At 50.9% G+C, this 16,943-nt stretch carries 22 protein-coding genes; 13 read left to right on the forward strand and 9 right to left on the reverse strand.

Annotated elements, in window-relative coordinates:
• Positions 1-17 precede the first annotated feature (17 nt).
• The 3 genes from BZG82_RS05760 to crr are packed head-to-tail and all read left to right on the forward strand — an operon-like array spanning position 18 to position 2,602.
• Positions 18-275 (forward strand): HPr family phosphocarrier protein, encoded by a 258-nt coding sequence (locus BZG82_RS05760; protein ID WP_077480214.1) that lies wholly within the window; start codon positions 18-20, stop codon positions 273-275.
• A 50-nt stretch (positions 276-325) separates the two neighbouring features.
• Positions 326-2,053 carry a phosphoenolpyruvate-protein phosphotransferase PtsI gene (ptsI, locus tag BZG82_RS05765; protein ID WP_077765384.1) on the forward strand — a complete coding sequence of 576 codons (1,728 nt, stop codon included), beginning with the start codon at positions 326-328 and terminating at the stop codon, positions 2,051-2,053.
• A gap of 39 nt (positions 2,054-2,092) precedes the next feature.
• On the forward strand, positions 2,093-2,602 hold the full coding sequence (crr, locus tag BZG82_RS05770; protein WP_069587401.1) for a PTS glucose transporter subunit IIA: 510 nt from the start codon (positions 2,093-2,095) through the stop codon (positions 2,600-2,602).
• A gap of 58 nt (positions 2,603-2,660) precedes the next feature.
• On the opposite strand, the gene BZG82_RS05775 is transcribed toward crr, so the two are convergent.
• Positions 2,661-3,584, reverse strand: a complete 924-nt coding sequence (locus BZG82_RS05775; protein ID WP_077765385.1) for a Dyp-type peroxidase — start codon at positions 3,582-3,584, stop codon at positions 2,661-2,663.
• The gene (locus BZG82_RS05780; protein WP_077765386.1) at positions 3,581-4,084 is read right to left on the reverse strand and encodes a DUF2919 domain-containing protein; all 504 of its coding nucleotides are present in this window, start codon (positions 4,082-4,084) and stop codon (positions 3,581-3,583) included. Before BZG82_RS05780 ends, BZG82_RS05775 begins: the two co-directional genes overlap by 4 nt.
• Before the next feature lie 120 nt (positions 4,085-4,204).
• Here BZG82_RS05780 and BZG82_RS05785 point away from each other — a divergent pair, with 120 nt between their 5' ends.
• Positions 4,205-4,552 carry a DUF2956 domain-containing protein gene (locus BZG82_RS05785; RefSeq protein WP_077480218.1) on the forward strand — a complete coding sequence of 116 codons (348 nt, stop codon included), beginning with the start codon at positions 4,205-4,207 and terminating at the stop codon, positions 4,550-4,552.
• A gap of 71 nt (positions 4,553-4,623) precedes the next feature.
• Positions 4,624-4,995, forward strand: a complete 372-nt coding sequence (locus BZG82_RS05790) for a DUF1499 domain-containing protein (protein ID WP_158011465.1) — start codon at positions 4,624-4,626, stop codon at positions 4,993-4,995.
• Here BZG82_RS05790 and BZG82_RS05795 read toward each other — a convergent pair.
• Positions 4,992-5,270 (reverse strand): winged helix-turn-helix domain-containing protein, encoded by a 279-nt coding sequence (locus BZG82_RS05795; protein WP_025740011.1) that lies wholly within the window; start codon positions 5,268-5,270, stop codon positions 4,992-4,994. The genes BZG82_RS05790 and BZG82_RS05795 overlap by 4 nt on opposite strands.
• A 233-nt stretch (positions 5,271-5,503) precedes the next feature.
• Between BZG82_RS05795 and BZG82_RS05800 the strand changes: the two genes are divergently transcribed.
• From BZG82_RS05800 to BZG82_RS05815, 4 genes are read left to right on the forward strand one after another with little or no spacing between them, the layout of a single operon-like run.
• On the forward strand, positions 5,504-5,851 hold the full coding sequence (locus BZG82_RS05800) for an ArsC family reductase (RefSeq protein ID WP_069587405.1): 348 nt from the start codon (positions 5,504-5,506) through the stop codon (positions 5,849-5,851).
• 38 nt (positions 5,852-5,889) lie between these two features.
• The gene (gene dapE, locus BZG82_RS05805) at positions 5,890-7,023 is read left to right on the forward strand and encodes a succinyl-diaminopimelate desuccinylase (RefSeq protein WP_077765388.1); all 1,134 of its coding nucleotides are present in this window, start codon (positions 5,890-5,892) and stop codon (positions 7,021-7,023) included.
• The gene (locus tag BZG82_RS05810) at positions 7,020-7,718 is read left to right on the forward strand and encodes a M15 family metallopeptidase (protein ID WP_108742963.1); all 699 of its coding nucleotides are present in this window, start codon (positions 7,020-7,022) and stop codon (positions 7,716-7,718) included. The genes dapE and BZG82_RS05810 overlap by 4 nt, the downstream gene beginning before the upstream one ends.
• Positions 7,706-7,888, forward strand: coding sequence for a DUF2897 family protein (locus tag BZG82_RS05815; RefSeq protein ID WP_077765389.1), 183 nt, complete (start codon positions 7,706-7,708; stop codon positions 7,886-7,888). Before BZG82_RS05810 ends, BZG82_RS05815 begins: the two co-directional genes overlap by 13 nt.
• Positions 7,889-7,950: 62 nt before the next feature.
• Here BZG82_RS05815 and purC read toward each other — a convergent pair whose 3' ends face one another.
• Genes purC through dapA form a run of 3 tightly spaced genes read right to left on the reverse strand, consistent with a single transcriptional unit; the run spans position 7,951 to position 10,649 of the window.
• A complete protein-coding gene (purC, locus tag BZG82_RS05820) occupies positions 7,951-8,664 on the reverse strand; it encodes a phosphoribosylaminoimidazolesuccinocarboxamide synthase (protein WP_077640509.1) in 714 nt (237 codons plus the stop codon).
• Positions 8,665-8,723: 59 nt separating this feature from the next.
• Positions 8,724-9,755, reverse strand: a complete 1,032-nt coding sequence (gene bamC, locus BZG82_RS05825; protein ID WP_077765390.1) for an outer membrane protein assembly factor BamC — start codon at positions 9,753-9,755, stop codon at positions 8,724-8,726.
• A gap of 15 nt (positions 9,756-9,770) precedes the next feature.
• On the reverse strand, positions 9,771-10,649 hold the full coding sequence (gene dapA, locus BZG82_RS05830) for a 4-hydroxy-tetrahydrodipicolinate synthase (RefSeq protein WP_069587411.1): 879 nt from the start codon (positions 10,647-10,649) through the stop codon (positions 9,771-9,773).
• 272 nt (positions 10,650-10,921) lie between these two features.
• On the opposite strand from dapA, the gene bcp reads away from it, so the two are divergent.
• The gene (gene bcp / locus BZG82_RS05835) at positions 10,922-11,392 is read left to right on the forward strand and encodes a thioredoxin-dependent thiol peroxidase (RefSeq protein WP_077480223.1); all 471 of its coding nucleotides are present in this window, start codon (positions 10,922-10,924) and stop codon (positions 11,390-11,392) included.
• Between the two features lie 81 nt (positions 11,393-11,473).
• Here the strand turns inward: bcp and BZG82_RS05840 are convergent, their stop codons facing one another.
• From BZG82_RS05840 to BZG82_RS05850, 3 genes are all read right to left on the reverse strand, one after another.
• Positions 11,474-12,910, reverse strand: a complete 1,437-nt coding sequence (locus BZG82_RS05840; RefSeq protein ID WP_077765391.1) for an FAD-dependent oxidoreductase — start codon at positions 12,908-12,910, stop codon at positions 11,474-11,476.
• A 104-nt stretch (positions 12,911-13,014) separates the two neighbouring features.
• Complete coding sequence (locus BZG82_RS05845) at positions 13,015-14,094, reverse strand: AI-2E family transporter (protein ID WP_077480225.1); 1,080 nt, start codon at positions 14,092-14,094, stop codon at positions 13,015-13,017.
• A gap of 10 nt (positions 14,095-14,104) precedes the next feature.
• Positions 14,105-14,326, reverse strand: coding sequence for a sulfurtransferase TusA family protein (locus tag BZG82_RS05850; RefSeq protein WP_077480226.1), 222 nt, complete (start codon positions 14,324-14,326; stop codon positions 14,105-14,107).
• Between the two features lie 132 nt (positions 14,327-14,458).
• On the opposite strand from BZG82_RS05850, the gene BZG82_RS05855 reads away from it, so the two are divergent.
• The 3 genes from BZG82_RS05855 to wrbA are packed head-to-tail and all read left to right on the forward strand — an operon-like array spanning position 14,459 to position 16,941.
• Positions 14,459-15,973: a beta-barrel assembly-enhancing protease gene (locus BZG82_RS05855; protein WP_077765392.1), complete on the forward strand. Its 1,515-nt coding sequence runs from the start codon at positions 14,459-14,461 to the stop codon at positions 15,971-15,973.
• A gap of 24 nt (positions 15,974-15,997) precedes the next feature.
• Positions 15,998-16,354 (forward strand): arsenate reductase (glutaredoxin), encoded by a 357-nt coding sequence (gene arsC / locus BZG82_RS05860; protein ID WP_069587416.1) that lies wholly within the window; start codon positions 15,998-16,000, stop codon positions 16,352-16,354.
• Complete coding sequence (gene wrbA / locus BZG82_RS05865; RefSeq protein WP_077480227.1) at positions 16,351-16,941, forward strand: NAD(P)H:quinone oxidoreductase; 591 nt, start codon at positions 16,351-16,353, stop codon at positions 16,939-16,941. The genes arsC and wrbA overlap by 4 nt, the downstream gene beginning before the upstream one ends.
• The last annotated feature ends 2 nt before the right edge of the window (positions 16,942-16,943 follow it).

Here is a 16,943-nt window from a genome sequence, read left to right on the forward strand (position 1 = left end):
GAGATACGGGGTGAATCATGTATAAGAAGCAAGTTGAAATTACTGCAGAAAACGGCCTACACACTCGTCCAGCAGCGCAGTTCGTAAAAGATGCGAAAGCCTATGATGCTGACATCACTGTTGAGTCTAACGGTAAAAGCGCGAGCGCAAAAAGCCTGTTCAAACTTCAAACCCTTGGCTTGACCAAAGGCACCATGGTGACTATCTCTGCTGAAGGTGCGCAAGCACAAGAAGCTGTTGAGCACCTAGTAAAACTGATGGGCGAGCTGGAGTAATCCGGCTCTTTTTCTATCGGTTTTAAGTTTGGTAAACGTAAGGTAAAGCTATGATTTCAGGCATCCTGGCATCACCTGGTATTGCTTTCGGTAAAGCACTGCTGCTGCAAGAAGAAGACGTTGTAATCAATAAAAACAAGATTGCCGCGTCTCAAGTCGATCAAGAAATTCAGCGCGTATTGGATGCTCGCGAAAAGTCTAAGACGCAACTTGAAGCGATCAAAGACAAAGCAAGGGAAACCTTCGGCGAAGAGAAAGAAGCCATCTTCGAAGGTCACATCATGCTGCTAGAAGATGAAGAGCTGGAAGAAGAAATTGTCAGCTTCATCAAGTCAAACCTAGCAACCGCCGACCACGCTATCTACAGCGTGATTGAAGAACAAGCGGTGACGCTTGAGTCACTCGACGACGATTATCTGAAAGAGCGCGCCGCAGACATTCGTGACATTGGCTCACGCTTTGTGAAAAACGCGCTAGGCATCAACATGGTGTCTCTCAGTGCAATTAACGAGCAAGTGATCTTGGTCGCCAACGATTTAACGCCTTCTGAAACGGCGCAAATCGACCTGAACTATGTGCTGGGCTTTATCACAGACATTGGCGGACGTACGTCTCACACCTCGATTATGGCACGCTCACTTGAGCTTCCAGCCGTGGTGGGTACTAACGATGCGACTGCGAAAATTAAAAATGGCGACATGCTGGTACTGGATGCCGTAAACAACAAGATTGTTGTGAACCCATCTGAAGACGAGTTGGCGAAATTTAAAGCCATTCGCGATCAGTACCAAGCAGAAAAAGCTGAGCTGGCAAAATTGAAAGATTTGCCTGCCATTACGCTGGACGGTCATCAAGTTGAAGTCTGCGGTAACGTAGGTACCGTAAAAGACTGTGACGGTGTCAACCGTAACGGTGGTGAAGGTGTCGGTCTTTACCGTACCGAGTTCCTATTTATGGACCGTGATTCACTACCTACCGAAGAAGAACAGTATCAAGCGTACAAAGCGGTCGCTGAGGCGGTTGATGGTCATCCAGTGATCATCCGTACCATGGACATTGGTGGCGATAAAGACCTGCCATACATGGATCTGCCTGACGAAATGAACCCATTCTTGGGTTGGCGTGCAGTGCGTATCAGCTTGGATCGTCGTGAAATTCTGCGTGACCAACTCCGTGCTATTTTGCGTGCATCTGCACACGGTAAAGTCCGCGTGATGTTCCCAATGATCATCTCTGTTGAAGAAATCCGTGAGCTGAAAACCGCGCTAGAGACCTACAAAGCTGAGCTGCGTGAAGAAGACCTAGCCTTTGATGAGTCACTAGAAATCGGTGTGATGGTAGAAACACCGGCGGCTGCCGCCATTGCTCATCACCTTGCTAAAGAAGTTGACTTCTTCAGCATCGGAACCAACGATTTGACCCAGTACACCCTGGCTGTCGACCGTGGCAACGAACTGATTTCTCACCTGTACAATCCGCTGTCACCTGCGGTATTGACGGTTATCAAGCAAGTGATTGATGCCTCACATGCCGAAGGTAAATGGACCGGAATGTGCGGAGAACTTGCAGGGGATGAGAAAGCAACGTTACTATTGATGGGTATGGGCCTGGATGAGTTCAGTATGAGTGCCATCTCTATCCCTCGCATCAAGAAGATTATCCGTAATGCCAACTTTGCTGATGTGAAAGCGATGGCCGACACAGCCCTCAATCTGCCAACTGCGGCAGAAATCGAAGCCTATGTCGAAAAATTTATTGCGGAAAAAACCGTCTGCTAATATACAATCAGCAAAGAATTACTGCTTAGGAGCAACACTATGGGTCTGTTCGACAAACTGAAGAAGTTGGTGTCAGAAGACAGCAACGACGCAAGTGCTATTGAAATTATCGCCCCATTATCGGGTGAGATCGTCAACATTGAAGACGTGCCTGATGTTGTGTTTGCTGAGAAAATCGTCGGTGATGGCATTGCAATCAAGCCTTCAGGCGACAAAATGGTAGCACCTGTAAACGGTACTATCGGTAAGATTTTCGAAACCAACCACGCTTTCTCTATCGAGTCTGAAGATGGCGTTGAGCTTTTCGTTCACTTCGGTATTGATACCGTTGAGCTGAAAGGCGAAGGCTTTAAGCGTATTGCAGAAGAAGGCCAAACAGTGAAAGCGGGCGACACCGTGATCGAGTTTGACTTGGGCATGCTGGAAGAAAAAGCTAAATCAACGCTAACACCGGTTGTTATCTCTAACATGGACGAGATCAAAGAGCTAACCAAGCTTTCTGGTGCCGTCACTGTGGGTGAAACACCTGTACTACGTGTGACCAAGTAATTCAAACTTGGTCGACGATAAGAAAACGCAGCCTTCGGGCTGCGTTTTTTATTGCCCGTTATGCAACACCGGGTTGGCTAAGACGCTCCACATATTGCGCTAACGTGGTCTGTGAAGGCATAAACATGATGGCGCCGGTCACCGCTTGGGTAAAGCTTAACATCATGTCAGTTTTGCCATCTCGTTCACCAAACATGCTATCTAACATCACATCCAACGGATGTTGCTGTTGGCAATAGGCAAGGAACAATAGCCCATGCTCTCCACTGACACTGCCGTATGGCAGGCTCTGACGAAGAATTTTCAGGCCGACCCCGTTTTCTTTGATGTCCACACGCCCAACGTGGGATGTATCCGGCATGTCCTCAAGTTCGATGGAGTCAGGCTTGGTGCGTCCAATCACCTTTTCTTGTGCCGCTTGCTGTAACCGCTCCCAAGCCGGTAGGTCATGGACATAGCGTTGGACCAAAGCCACACTGCCCCCAGTAAACGGTCCGTCTGGGATCACTGCAACCGCTTCACGCGCAAGACCTTGCGGATTTTCCGTGCCATCGATAAAGCCTGTCATATCACGCGCATCGAGATAGCGGAACCCGGCTGTTTCATCCACCACATCCACGACTTTCTTAATGGGGGTTAACCATTGCTGAAAAACATAGAAATTCAAATCGTGCCGCAAACCATGAAGATGAATAAAAACATCACAGTCAGTCTTAGGCGCCCGATGTTTGCGACTCTCTCGGAGACGAAAGTCTGTCACGTCCTCCGGATAGGCTAACCCGTGGGCACGACAAAAAGCAGGGCTAAACCCGACCGCCACACCCATCTGAGCATCACCAAAGACCTCTTGCGTTTGCTTGGCAATCTCAGCCAACCGCTGACATTGCTGTAGCACCAAGGCGGCATCATCAGTGACCTTAAGCATCACATACAATGCATAGGGTCCACCATCAGGGACAATCGCGGACTGTGCCTGTGTCATGTTACTTCTCCTTTGTACTTATTGTTGTCTGTGGCGCTTAAATGTAAGCCACGGATAAACTGGTAAAAAAAACGTTTCACCCGTCGGCTTCTTAACCAATACAAGCTCCCCCACACCACCCATAGTCCGTGGCATGCAATCAACCAATCAAACTGCCCGTCAGTGGCCATTAATGTCCTAAGCACATGCGCTCCTTCCCAGCACCAGACCGGCCAAATTAAGGCATAGCCCCAATGCCAAAGGCGCTGAGCCCACCAAGGTGCACGGTGACAATTGCCAACCAACAACAGAAGTATGAGAGGCAACACGCCCACCGCCAAACTGGCGTACAGGGCAGGTTTGTCTGGATAAAATAGTGCCAGCAATTCACTGCCTTGCTGTCGACTGACCCCTGCCATCGCGAGTAGCCACCATGCACGGCTTAATAAAATAAGACAGATCAGATAAGTCACGGGCGCTTTTAAAAAGCCCTTCTCGTCATAATGGTGAAGTGTATCCATGTGTATGCCAATATTATTGCGCTATTGACCAACATGACGCGCACACCGAAAAACTGCAAGATCCCGATGAGAATTTGTTACTCTATTCACCTGATATATCATCCGCAGTACGGAGCAAACATGGGGAAACAAGCAGCCGCTGTCTCGCCTGAAACACAGCAAGAAGCCATGCGTGTAGCCAAAGCGACACAAAAACCAGGACAAACCAAAGCCCAAACCAAACTGATTGCCCAAGGCATCGAGAAAGGTATTGCGCAATATAAGAAAGAGCAAAAAGCCAAAGCGCGCGCACACGACAAAGCTCGGAAGAAAAAACAAAAACAAGCGAGTGAGCATACCGACACTGTCACTGCTAGCGCACCGCCACAACCGACAACATCTGCGCGCGATCGCAGCGATAGCCGTCTACCTTGGCTATTATTGGTGATCAGTTGGATTGGCTTTATTAGTTACCTATGGGTGGGATAATGATACGAACACTGACATTGGGGTTACTCGTGGCATTGACGCTTACAGGGTGCTCGACAGGAGACAAGATAATGAAACAGCCGCCGGTTACCGCCTGCGAAGACAGCCCTAACTGCGTATCAAGCAAGGATACTCGACCCAAGTTTGCATTATCACCTTTCACCCTGACCAGTGAGTCTGTCCGGTTTGACGATATCGTCAACACCATTGCCAGTTTGTCAGGCGCGACGCTTATCTCACAACAAGATAGCTATGCCCACTTCACCTTCACGACCCCAGTGCTGCGCTTTGTCGACGACGTAGAGATATCAGTGCACGGCACAGAGCTGACGCTGCGCTCCGCATCTCGTATTGGCTACTATGATTTTGGTGCCAATCGACGACGCGCTGACGCAATTCGTCAGGCGTTACGCGATAGCAAACTCATTACACCGTCGCCTTAGTTGATATAAGAACGAATATCGCGCTTCTTATCTTCAACCCAATCACGGCGGAAGGGCCCCCAGTCTTTTAGCTGGTAATAGCCATCATTATGGCGCTTGCCATCTTGGATAAAGGTCATGTCGATTCCCAAGCCCGATAATGACTTTAAGACATCTTGAATAGTGCGACGTGGCCAGCCCGTCGCTTCAATTAAGCGCGGTACATTAGGACGTTCCATTTCTTCAACAAGCGCGGCGAGATACAAGCGCCGTGCAAACACAGGATTTAGTTCCATACGAACCTCCGAAAGTTCTGATTAATCCCATTATTCATGTCGGGTAATAGGAGGTTTTGCGTTCGATCAAAACGCCATCAAATCGACGTGCTGCAGACCTATTTAGCGGGAGAATTCACACTCTGCGCGAGATCTCTACCTTGCTATTCATCAGCACATCGATCCCGCGCTAGGTATTGCGTTCACTCTCAACCAGTGTCACTCTTTAATCACGCAAAAACACGACCTAAAAAATCATGACAACTGTATTTGGCATTAAAAACTGCGACACCCTAAAAAAAGCGCTGAAATGGTTAGATAACCAAGGCATCGACTATCAGTATCACGATTATCGCAAGGATGGCTTAGACGCATCGCTGCTGCGCACCTTCGTTGCTGAACTTGGCTGGGAAGCGTTGGTGAATAAACGCGGTACGACCTACCGCCAACTGAGCGATGAGCAAAAAGCCAGCCTCGATGAAGCCAGTGCGATAGCCATCATGCTCGATAACCCTGCGATCATTAAACGCCCCCTACTCGTACACAAGGGTAGCTACTATCTCGGCTTTAAAGAGAACCAATACGCTGACATTTTTGCGTAATGTGATATTCCGTTCATTCTCGTTGTAAGGAAACTAAGATGACTGACAGTGCTACCCTGTCTTTGGCAAAAGATTTGATTAACCGTGAATCAGTCACCCCAGAGGATGCGGGCTGCCAAGATGTAATGATTGCACGCTTAAAAGCATTAGGCTTTACCATTGAGCCGATGGTCTTTGAAGATACCACCAATCTGTGGGCACGCCGTGGCACCCTAGGGCCATTATTTGCCTTTGCCGGTCATACCGATGTGGTGCCTGCCGGACCGCGCGATCAGTGGCACACGCCACCGTTTGAAGCCGTGGTGATTGACGATCATCTCCATGGTCGCGGCGCCGCCGATATGAAAGGTTCACTGGCTGCAATGGTGGTGGCAGTTGAGCGTTTTGTCGCTGAAAACCCAAATCACCCCGGCTCGATTGCCTTTTTGATCACTTCGGATGAAGAAGGACCATTTATCAATGGTACGACCCGCGTGGTTGATACACTGGTCGCACGCGATGAAATCATTGATATGTGCATTGTTGGTGAGCCTTCGAGTACCCATCATGTGGGGGATGTGGTCAAAAATGGCCGTCGTGGATCGATCACCGGCGATTTGTATGTGCAAGGCACTCAAGGGCATGTTGCCTATCCTCACTTAGCCAATAACCCCGTGCATCAGGCTATGCCTGCCCTTACTGAGCTCGCGCAAACAGTGTGGGATAACGGGAATGACTTCTTCCCGCCGACCAGCTTTCAAATTCCCAATATTCAAGCAGGGACTGGGGCTGCGAATGTGATCCCGGGCGAGTGTCATGCACAGTTTAACTTCCGCTTTAGTACCGAACTTGATAGCGAAACCATCAAGCAACGGGTCTATTCCATCCTTGATGCTCACGGGTTGGAGTATCGTCTTGAATGGACTCATAGCGGCGACCCCTTTTTAACCGACAAAGGCACCCTACTCGATGCGGTGGTCGAAGCGGTCGAAGAAGTCAATCATCAAACGCCCCAGCTGTTAACCACAGGCGGCACGTCTGATGGTCGCTTTATTGCTAAAATGGGTGCACAAGTGATTGAACTGGGTCCGGTGAATGCCACGATTCATAAAGTGAACGAGTGCGTTAGCATTCCCGATCTTGAAAAACTCACCGACATGTACCAAAAAGTGCTGGAGAAAGCCCTACGTTGACCTTAAGTCTTGCACAATTAACCGGGCAAGATATGCAATTTCTCGTGCCTATCAATGCCCGGCCGAATGCGCCTTGTTTGCACCCCGAGGTGCTTGAGCACATTGAGGCGTTGCGCCATAGTGCGCAACAAGCCGGCTTTACGCTAACCATCGCCAGTGCTCATCGGTCTTTTGATAGACAACTGGCGATTTGGAATGGCAAATACCGAGGCGAAAAGCCGGTCTTAGACGACCACGGCCAACCGATTGACATTCACACCCTCTCCGATAACGAGCGAGTGAGAGCTATCTTGCGTTGGTCCGCCCTTCCGGGCACCAGCCGTCACCATTGGGGAACGGATTTGGATGTGTTTGACCAACAGGCATTGGCACCCGGTGAATCGTTAGCGCTGACACAAGTAGAATACGATCATGGGCCTCAGGCCCGATTCGCAACCTGGCTGCACGCTCATGCGCCGCGCTACGGATTTTTCTTCCCCTATGCGCAGGACCAAGGAGGCGTTGCTCGCGAGCCGTGGCACATTAGCCATATCGCCACCAGCCAACCTCTGCTTAATGCCTTGACCTTAGATGGCTTGCATCGCGTGATTGCGCAAGCGCCCATTCTGGGACAGCAGGCTATTCTTGAACAACTAGATTGGATATATTCAACCTATGTCACCAACATCTGCGAGGTGCACTCATGGAATGGCTAACCAATCCTTATGTGATTATCGCGATTGTGGTCGCGGTCGTGGTCAGCAATATTATGGCGCTTAAGTACACAGCGAATGCTAAGTTTGGGCTTAAATATAAAGATAAACCTGACGATAAAACCGACGCTGACGAAACACACTCCAACGACACACCATCGACAAAAAAATAGCGCCATCATGGCGCTATTTTCTCTTAAGCAAACGCAAAGGTTTGCGTTTTTAAGCCAAAAAATTACAGATTCAGGCCGATACGCTTCGCCACTTCGATGTAGGCTTCAACAACGCCACCCAAACCTTGACGGAAGCGGTCTTTATCCAGCTTTTCTCGGGTGTTGGCATCCCACAAGCGGCAGCCATCTGGGCTAAACTCGTCACCGAGGACAATGTTTCCTTGATGGTCAACACCAAACTCGAGTTTGTAATCCACCAGCAACAAGTCACCTTCAGCAAACAAAGCTTTCAGCACATCATTAACCTGATAGGTCAGCGCTTTCATGGTCTCCAGTTGTGCTTGTGTGGCAAACCCTAGCGACTCACAGAGCGATTCATTGACCATAGGGTCATGCAACGCATCATTTTTAAGAAACAGCTCAAATGTCGGTGGCGTCAACGCAGTGCCTTCTTCAACGCCTAGGCGGCGACACAAAGAGCCGGCGGCAATATTGCGGACCACACATTCTACTGGGATCATCTCCAGTTTTTTTACCACCGCTTCGGTATCAGACAGTAGCTGATCCATTTGGGTCGGGATGCCAGCCGCTTCCAGCTTTTGCATGATGAAGTGGTTAAACTTGTTATTCACTTCCCCTTTGCGATCTAGCTGCTCTACTCGCTCACCGTCAAAGGCAGAGGTGTCGTTACGAAAGTGCAGAATAAAGCGGTTTTCATCATCAGTTGCATACACAGACTTCGCTTTACCGCGATACAACTCAGCACGTTTTTCCATTACCTATACTCTCCATTAGGCGCTAAAAACGAGGGACGCCATAAGGCGTCCCTGGGTGATTATGGGGTTGGCGCATTGCCAAGCTGGGCAATAACCGCTTTCAGTGCAGGACTCAAGGCTTTGAGCGTTTCCTCTTTCACTGGTTTCCCTTTGCTGGTGGTCACGTTGATTGAGGTTCGGTTCCCCAAATCGCCTAACAGCAAGGTGTAGCTATTATCGCTTAAACTAATTGGCGCAACGCCCAACGCTTGCCAGCTTTCATCGCTGGGCGCGACGTGGCGTGTTTTCACAGTGCCTTGCGATTGATTGCTGCTTTCAATCGAAAAACCGAGCGGCTTGATGATCGCTGGCAGCTTTTCCCACACCACATCATACGGCGCACGGGCAATAATAACCGGCAAACCGCTGCGATCAGTGCCAAAGCTGATTGGAATATCAGACTGCTGCTGCTGCGCGATACGGCGAGCCTCAGCACGTAAGGCAGCGTCATGACTCACCGTGATCAAATTAGTCATCAGGGTGTTATAACGTTCGCTTAGCGCGGGGGTCAGCGGTTGCTCACCTTTTTGCGCACGCCATTCAATCAAGTTGACACCGAGGGCGAAACGACGGCCCTGCTCTAGGCGGGCAATACGAAAGCGCGCCTGATGCTCGCTGTCTTCTTTTTCCCACGCAATCCAGCCCGTCTCGAGCTGATTCTCTTCGCGCTGAGCAACCGGGATGGTGCCGTCATCCGCCAAGCGCTCCACAGTTTGCCAAAGTGACGACAGCTGCTTTTCATTCACCACCGCTAAGGTGACCCCGCGGCTGTCTCGCTCAATACGTGCTCCCGGCACAAGGTCCAACACCTGACGCGGCGGACGGATGTCTACGCCTTTGCCCACCTCTCCCTCAAAATCTTGTGATGGGATTTGGTAGTTGGTTGAAAAGTAGGGCGCTTGGTCTGGCAACGTTTGCCATTCTGAAAGCGGGGTCGTGTTTAAATAGTCGAAATCATCTTTCGCCTGACGACGTTGCTCGGCGCCACCACTGCAAGCAACCAATCCGGTTACCATGATGGCACAAAGGCCGAGCCTAAATACTGGTTTCATTCGCACTCCAACAGCTTAAACAACACCTGCAACCTGCATGGCCTCGCGCACGGTGGGGCGCAAGTGTTCGCTTAATTCGGTTAATGGCAGACGTAGGTGGCCATCCTCAATCAAGCCCATTTCACGGACTGCCCATTTCACAGGAATCGGATTGGCCTCGTCAAAGAGGTGGCGATGCAATGGGATCAAGGTTTCGTTAATCGCGTGTGCTTGGTCAGCCTCTCCAGCACGGGCGAGTTGGATCATTTTCGCCATCTGTGCCGCAGCCACGTTATTGGTCACGGAGATCACACCGTGGCCCCCTGCAAGCACAAAATCGAGCCCTGTTAAATCATCGCCACTGAATAAGAGGAAGTCGTCGCCACAAAGTTCCTTATGAATGGCTACGCGGCTCACATCTGCGGTAGCATCTTTTAAGCCGATGATGTTGTCAAACTGCGCCAAACGCGCCACGGTTTCGGGTTGTAAGTCGACCGCGGTACGCCCGGGCACGTTGTACAAGATTTGTGGTAAATCGCTTGCTTCAGCGATCGCTTTGTAATGCTGGAACAAGCCTTCTTGAGTCGGCTTGTTGTAGTAAGGGGTCACGCTCAAACACGCCGCGACGCCTGAACCTGCAAACATTTTACTGAAGGTAATAGCTTCATGAGTGGCATTGGCCCCCGTCCCCGCGATCACAGGGATACGGCCATCGGCGAATTCCAAGGTCTTTAAAACAACCTTGATATGTTCGTCAACCGTAACAGTCGACGACTCACCGGTCGTACCAACTGCGACAATAGCATCGGTTCCCGATTGGATATGGAACTCGACCAGTTTTTTCAGGCTAACGTAATCAACTTCGCCGTGTGCATCCATTGGTGTGACAAGCGCCACAATGCTTCCAGAAACCATGTTTGTCTCCCTTCGTGTTAATGATGCAATGTTACTTTTGGCGTCTGGCAAACACAAGAACAACCCTACGCGCAACACAGGATTAGCAGAAAATTTTTTCGTCGCTGCCAGACCGTGTGATTAAGGTACCATTCAAGGTGACCACCATGGGGTTAATTTCCGGTCAAAGGATGTCAGCGCACAGTGATCGCCCACATCAGCGGGTTGCGTAAATTCGTCAAGTCCCTATCATCGTTGAATAACTCGCGAACAACAAAAAGGAAACCTCTCGCATGCAAACCTTGACTGCTGGCGCCACCGCGCCTGACTTCTCACTACAAGATCAAAATGGCGATACGGTCACGCTTAGCCAATTCAAAGGCGACAAGCGTGTTCTGGTTTACTTTTACCCAAAAGCCATGACCCCGGGCTGTACAACGCAAGCTTGCTCACTGCGTGATACCAAAGCAGAACTGGATGCGTTGGACACCGTGGTGTTGGGGATAAGCCCCGATCCGGTAAAAAAACTGGCGCGCTTTGTTGAGCGTGACTCACTGAATTTCACCTTGTTAAGCGACGAAGACCACGCTGTCGCGGATGCTTTTGGCGTTTGGGGACCGAAGAAATTCATGGGTAAAGAGTACGATGGCATTCATCGCCTCAGCTTTTTAATTGGCAAAGATGGCAATGTTGAACATGTGTTCAACAAGTTTAAAACCAAAGACCATCACCAAGTTGTGTTGGACTACTTACAGCAAGCCTGATAGCGGTTATCGCCGTCCATTTCCCTTAACGACAAAGAGCATGGCAAACGCCATGCTCTTTTTTGGGGAGCCAATACACCATTAACCCACGGGTTTGGCTAATCCTTCTGGGTAGCCCCGCTCCGTCGCTAATTGACACGCGGTCGCAACAATCTGCGCGTGACTCGGACGCGGCAAAGGATAGGTTGCGTCAGGCGAAAGCCATCCAACATCTTCAAAGTGCGAGAGAATCTTGTTGATAGCAGTCAGTGCCGAAGAGGCTTTGACAATCTCTAAACGTGCATAACGCTCACCGTCGAACGACACATCAGAGGCACGCAAAGACGGGTCGTCTCCGGGGATCTGTTGTGCGCCACACAGTGGTTTGCCCCCCACTTCAGCGTCCTGAAAATCAGGGAGCCACTGCGCGAAGTGCGCAATTGCCCGCTCGGTGCGCTCGCAGGCATGTGACCATGACCAACCTTTATCGATATTTTTCACATACTCAGCAGCCACAGCCGGCTGCGCCGAGTCGTGGGTGCTACTGACTAAGCCCCCTTCGAACAAAGTAATGTCTTTGGTCATGCCATGGAGTTGGAAAAAGCCATCAGGATACGGCGTCAGCTGCGCCATGCCTTGTGGCGTGCCGCGTTCACCGTGAACAATAATTTCTGGCCACTGACAAGTGCTGCTTGGCCAATGGGCAATGTAAGCCGCTTTGTATTCGACAAGACGACGACGCGCAAAGCCCGCTTGATCATCAATGGTGCCGGTTCTAAAACCCGCCGCATTAATCAGATAATCCACATCCGTTGATTGAACTTGCCCGTGTGCATCTTGGTAGGTGACTGTCCACCCCGCGCCATTTGCTTGGGTGTTAATCACTTTATGATTAAACGCGAGCTGGCAGTGCGAGACATCGGCAAGGGCCAGTTGCGCTTCAGCAGCAAGGCGGAAGACACTCAAACCATACTCTTGCACCAATACCAGCGGATACTTCATGCTATCGAGGCGCAAGGACTGCGCGACAGGCCACATCCAGCGTTCGGCCGCGTCGGTCAAGCTTTCATACTCTCGCTGTTTCAGCGCAGCTAAATCGGCTTGATGAAAGAGGCGAAAATAATCTTCGGGCTCGCCCATTACCTTGTTAGCATTATCCATCTCGACAAGTTGCGCGTAGCGTGCTTGAAGGGTCTCTAGGCGCGCAACCACGCTATCCAGAGATCCTTTATCTTGCTGAGGAACCGCCAGAACCGTAGGACGGCGGTTGACTGAGTGTGGATACATGCGCACTGTCGCGATGGACTGCTCGAGCAAGGTTAAGCACTGATCGAGTGAAATCTCGCGGTAGAGGTTGCCCCCTGCATGCAAGTGGCAGATAGGTGGACCATTCACTAACCCAGTGCCTGCTTCAAACAACTGGGTGTCGATGCCACGCTCTGCCAGCCGCATCGCCGCCGTTGTTCCCGCGACACCGCCACCAATGACCGCGACACGAAACCGATTTACCTGTGTTTGTTGTTGCCTTTGTTGTTCCATGCCAACTCTTTTATATGTACTGCTTTTCTGGGCCAAACTGGTGCGGAAAAGGCACGCGCTTCCCCGCTCAACCTTGTTTATTAGAGCGGCGAACGTGGGATGGATCACTGACCATCAGGTTTCGGATCGTCCTCAAGCTCAATCACAGGCAACGCCTGCCAAACCGCCTTCACCAAGGTCGCCAATGGAATAGCAAAAAATACGCCCCAAAAGCCCCAGAGTCCACCGAAAACCAGTACGGCTATTATGATGGCAACGGGATGCAAGTTAACAGCCTCAGAAAACAGCACAGGCACTAATACATTGCCATCAAGCGCTTGAATCACGCCATAAGCAATCATGACGTACCAAAATTCAGGCGTGAGCCCCCACTGAAACAGCGCCACAATTGCGATCGGTAAGGTGACAACCGCCGCGCCGATATAGGGGATCAGCACTGAGAACCCGGTCGCTACGCTAAGCAGCACCGCATACTCGAGCCCCAACACGCTGAACGTCACATAGCTCACGCTACCTACGATCAAAATTTCCGTGACCTTACCACGAATATAATTGGAGATTTGTTGGTTCATTTCATGACCCACACGCGAGGCTAAGCGTCGATTACGGGGCAATAAACCTTTAAACATGGCCAACATTTCTTGCTTATCTTTGAGCAGGAAAAATACCAACAGCGGCACTAACACGAGATAAACCGCCAAAGCGACCAAGTTCACTAACGAAGACAGGGATCCTTTCACCAAGGTTTCGCCCATGCGCAGCACGTTATTTTGCAGCGTATCGACAAAGGTGTTGATCATATGAGGCTTGATCAATTCAGGGTAGCGTTCAGGCAAGCTCAGCATCAGCGCCTGGACGTTATTAAACATATTGGGCACATCCGCCACCAAGTTCACCCCTTGGTTCCAAATGGTCGGCACTAAACCAAAGGCCGCCATCATGGTCATGCCCACGAACAAAGTGCTGACCACCATCACCGACAAGGTGCGCGGCAAACCAATACGGGTTAAGCGATTAACAGGCCAATCCAGTAAGTAAGCAATCACAATGGCAGCCAGTAACGGCGCCAGCAAATTGCCAAAGAAATAGATAGTGATAAAGCCAACTAGCAAGATGGCAACCAAGCTCACTGCATGTGGGTCGGAAAAGCGCCGCCGATACCAGCGGTTTAACATATCAAACATAATCGATCCGTTATTCTTTGGTTACTTTCAAGCGCGCCTGTTGCGGCCTATCCAGCCACTCGATGGTAAAGGTTTGCTGTTCAAAATAGCGCGGAATGTCTTGTTGCGCGCCAGCATCCCCCAGCAAAATGATAAGCTGATCACCGTGTCCTAACTGTGCGGCAGCACGTTTGGCAAGCAGTAATGCCATCGGGCAGACATGCTCACGTAAATCAAGCGTTTGACATTCCATTCTGTCTCACCGGTAGGTATTATCGCCTGCATTGTAATGGACATTAGACAGAACGCCAACGAAACCCACACGCATTTTATTGGTCTGTATCCTAGGTTACATTCCGTTTGCTAACGAAAGGTTCACGCTATCATGCCGCTACGTGCTTTGCGCCATTCACACTCTCTTCTGCCGTCTAAACGGTCGGGTCGCCGCTTGTTGGCCTATCTTTTAGCGGGCCTTTTGGCTACCGCCCCTGCTACCGCCAGCACCGAGCAATATGGATTCGATTTACCGGATATCGGCACCGCCGCTGCGGGAACGCTGACCATTGCGCAAGAGAAGGAATTTGGTGATGCCTATATGCGGATGCTGCGCGCCAGTAAACCCATTATCAGCGACCCATTGCTTTCTGAGTATGTGAATGCGCTCGGCCATCGTCTTGTCGCCAATGCCAATGATGTGCGCACGCCGTTTCAATTTATTCTCATTAATAACCAAGCGATTAATGCATTCGCGTTCTTCGGCGGTTATGTTGCTATGCATTCTGGCTTGTTTTTACATGCCAATACTGAGAGTGAACTTGCGTCCGTCATGGCGCATGAAATCGCCCACGTGACCCAGCGTCACTTGGCCCGCAGCATGGAAGACCAAGCCAAGAAATCCCCACTGACAGTGGCCGCATTGGTGGGGTCGCTAATGCTCGCCATTGCCGCACCAGAGGCTGGTATTGCCGCTGCCCATGCTGCCACAGCAGGCACCATTCAAAGCCGTATCAATTATACGCGCCGTAACGAAGAAGAAGCCGATCGGATCGGCATCGACACCTTAGCTCGCGCCAACTTCGATGTCAGCGCAATGCCTCGCTTTTTCACTCGACTGGCCGATGAATATCGCTACGCCAGTAAGATGCCGGAATATTTCAGCACTCACCCGTTACCCGAATCACGTATCACCGACTCTCGGGCTCGAGCGCGGCAATATCCTCAAAAGCGTGTGCCTCTGTCGCCCGACTACCACTTGGCCCGCGCTCGCATTGTGGCCCGTTATAGCGGCATTGCCGCTGAATCGGCAATGGATTGGTTCGCGCGTAAGCTGAAAAAAGCATCACCGGCGGAAAAGCAAAGCCTCAACTATGGCGTAGCGCTCTTGCACATTGATGCGCACCGCTTTGATGAAGCACGCGCTTTGCTGAAGCCACTTATCCAAGCGCAACCGAACAATCGCTTTTTTATCGATGCAATGACAGATCTTGATATCGGCGAGAAGCACTTTGACAAAGCACTTTCACGCCTGAGTGATGCACTCGCCAATCAGCCCGATAATCGCGTCCTACTCCTGAACCGTGCTTATACCTACGTCAAAGCCCAACGTGGTCAGGAAGCGATTCCGGCGCTCGAGCGTTATACCCACCAATATCCCGATGACAGTAACGGCTGGTTTTTGTTACAACAAGCATATGAAAGTACCGGTACGCATCGGGATGGCGAGCTTGCCGCCCAAGGCGAGCGCTACGCGTTGCGTGGTCAATGGTCAAAAGCCATTCGTAATTACACCCAAGCCAGCCAACTTGTCGAGTTGGGAAGCTTGGCACAAGCACGCTATGATGCGCGGCTTGATCAGCTTCGTCATCAACAAGCGCGCTTTAACGCCCTAAAAGATCGTTAATTCATTCAAATAAGGATATCTGTCGTGACCACTATTACGCTTTATCACAACCCGCGTTGTTCCAAAAGCCGTGAAACACTTGCACTGCTGGAATCCAATGGCGTGCAACCAAACATCGTTAAGTATCTGGAAACGCCTCCGTCTGCCGACACCCTGACCGCCCTGAAAGATAAGCTCGGCATCCGCTCATTTCGCGACATGATGCGCACCAAGGAAGCAGACTATAAAACCGCGCAGCTGGGTGATGCCAGCGTGACGGAAGCGCAACTGCTCGACGCGATGGTCAACAACCCTAAACTCATTGAGCGCCCTATCGCCGTTAAAGCTGAGCGTGCTGTTATTGGTCGTCCACCAGAAAACGTTTTGGATCTTTTGGCATGACAAAGGTACTGGTGCTTTACTACAGCCGCTCAGGCAATACCCGCAAACTGGCGCAACAGCTTGCGCGAGGCATTGAATCTCAGGGCGTGGAGGCCGTGTTACGTACGGTGCCAGAATTGCCGAGTTATACAGACGGAAAAACACCGGCCCATTCAGCCAGCGATCCTTTTGTGACTCGCCAAGACTTGCTCGACTGTGACGGGCTAGCCTTGGGTAGCCCGGTGCGTTTCGGCAATATGGCCGCGCCACTCAAGCATTTTATCGACAGTACCAGTGCCGAGTGGCTCTCTGGGGCCTTAATCGATAAACCTGCCGCCGTGTTTGGGGCCGGCTCTATGCTTCATGGTGGACAAGAAACCACCCTGCTCACCATGACGGTGCCCCTGCTACATCACGGTATGATTCTTGTTGGCGTACCGCACAGTGAAAGCGCACTGCACACCACCCAAGGCGGTGGTTCGCCCTATGGTGCCTCGAGTGTGAGCAACGCTCAAACCCCTTTACTCGCCGATGAGAAAAAAATAGCCAATGCGCTCGGCCAACGGCTCGCTTCACTCGCGCGCACGCTCAACCCCACTAGCTCGTAAAA

The organism is Salinivibrio sp. PR5 (assembly GCF_001996085.1).
Classification (GTDB): domain Bacteria; phylum Pseudomonadota; class Gammaproteobacteria; order Enterobacterales; family Vibrionaceae; genus Salinivibrio; species Salinivibrio proteolyticus.

Excerpts from the sequence above, each read along its gene's own strand:
- BZG82_RS05790 (WP_158011465.1), top strand. The coding sequence starts at position 4,624 with ATGAAACAGCCGCCGGTTACCGCCTGCGAAGACAGCCCTAACTGCGTA.
- BZG82_RS05775 (WP_077765385.1), bottom strand. The coding sequence starts at position 3,584 with ATGACACAGGCACAGTCCGCGATTGTCCCTGATGGTGGACCCTATGCA.
- bcp (WP_077480223.1), top strand. The coding sequence starts at position 10,922 with ATGCAAACCTTGACTGCTGGCGCCACCGCGCCTGACTTCTCACTACAA.
- crr (WP_069587401.1), top strand. The coding sequence starts at position 2,093 with ATGGGTCTGTTCGACAAACTGAAGAAGTTGGTGTCAGAAGACAGCAAC.
- bamC (WP_077765390.1), bottom strand. The coding sequence starts at position 9,755 with ATGAAACCAGTATTTAGGCTCGGCCTTTGTGCCATCATGGTAACCGGA.
- BZG82_RS05855 (WP_077765392.1), top strand. The coding sequence starts at position 14,459 with ATGCCGCTACGTGCTTTGCGCCATTCACACTCTCTTCTGCCGTCTAAA.
- BZG82_RS05795 (WP_025740011.1), bottom strand. The coding sequence starts at position 5,270 with ATGGAACTAAATCCTGTGTTTGCACGGCGCTTGTATCTCGCCGCGCTT.
- BZG82_RS05760 (WP_077480214.1), top strand. The coding sequence starts at position 18 with ATGTATAAGAAGCAAGTTGAAATTACTGCAGAAAACGGCCTACACACT.
- BZG82_RS05785 (WP_077480218.1), top strand. The coding sequence starts at position 4,205 with ATGGGGAAACAAGCAGCCGCTGTCTCGCCTGAAACACAGCAAGAAGCC.
- ptsI (WP_077765384.1), top strand. The coding sequence starts at position 326 with ATGATTTCAGGCATCCTGGCATCACCTGGTATTGCTTTCGGTAAAGCA.
- purC (WP_077640509.1), bottom strand. The coding sequence starts at position 8,664 with ATGGAAAAACGTGCTGAGTTGTATCGCGGTAAAGCGAAGTCTGTGTAT.
- BZG82_RS05780 (WP_077765386.1), bottom strand. The coding sequence starts at position 4,084 with ATGGATACACTTCACCATTATGACGAGAAGGGCTTTTTAAAAGCGCCC.
- BZG82_RS05850 (WP_077480226.1), bottom strand. The coding sequence starts at position 14,326 with ATGGAATGTCAAACGCTTGATTTACGTGAGCATGTCTGCCCGATGGCA.
- BZG82_RS05845 (WP_077480225.1), bottom strand. The coding sequence starts at position 14,094 with ATGTTTGATATGTTAAACCGCTGGTATCGGCGGCGCTTTTCCGACCCA.
- dapE (WP_077765388.1), top strand. The coding sequence starts at position 5,890 with ATGACTGACAGTGCTACCCTGTCTTTGGCAAAAGATTTGATTAACCGT.
- dapA (WP_069587411.1), bottom strand. The coding sequence starts at position 10,649 with ATGGTTTCTGGAAGCATTGTGGCGCTTGTCACACCAATGGATGCACAC.
- BZG82_RS05840 (WP_077765391.1), bottom strand. The coding sequence starts at position 12,910 with ATGGAACAACAAAGGCAACAACAAACACAGGTAAATCGGTTTCGTGTC.
- BZG82_RS05815 (WP_077765389.1), top strand. The coding sequence starts at position 7,706 with ATGGAATGGCTAACCAATCCTTATGTGATTATCGCGATTGTGGTCGCG.
- wrbA (WP_077480227.1), top strand. The coding sequence starts at position 16,351 with ATGACAAAGGTACTGGTGCTTTACTACAGCCGCTCAGGCAATACCCGC.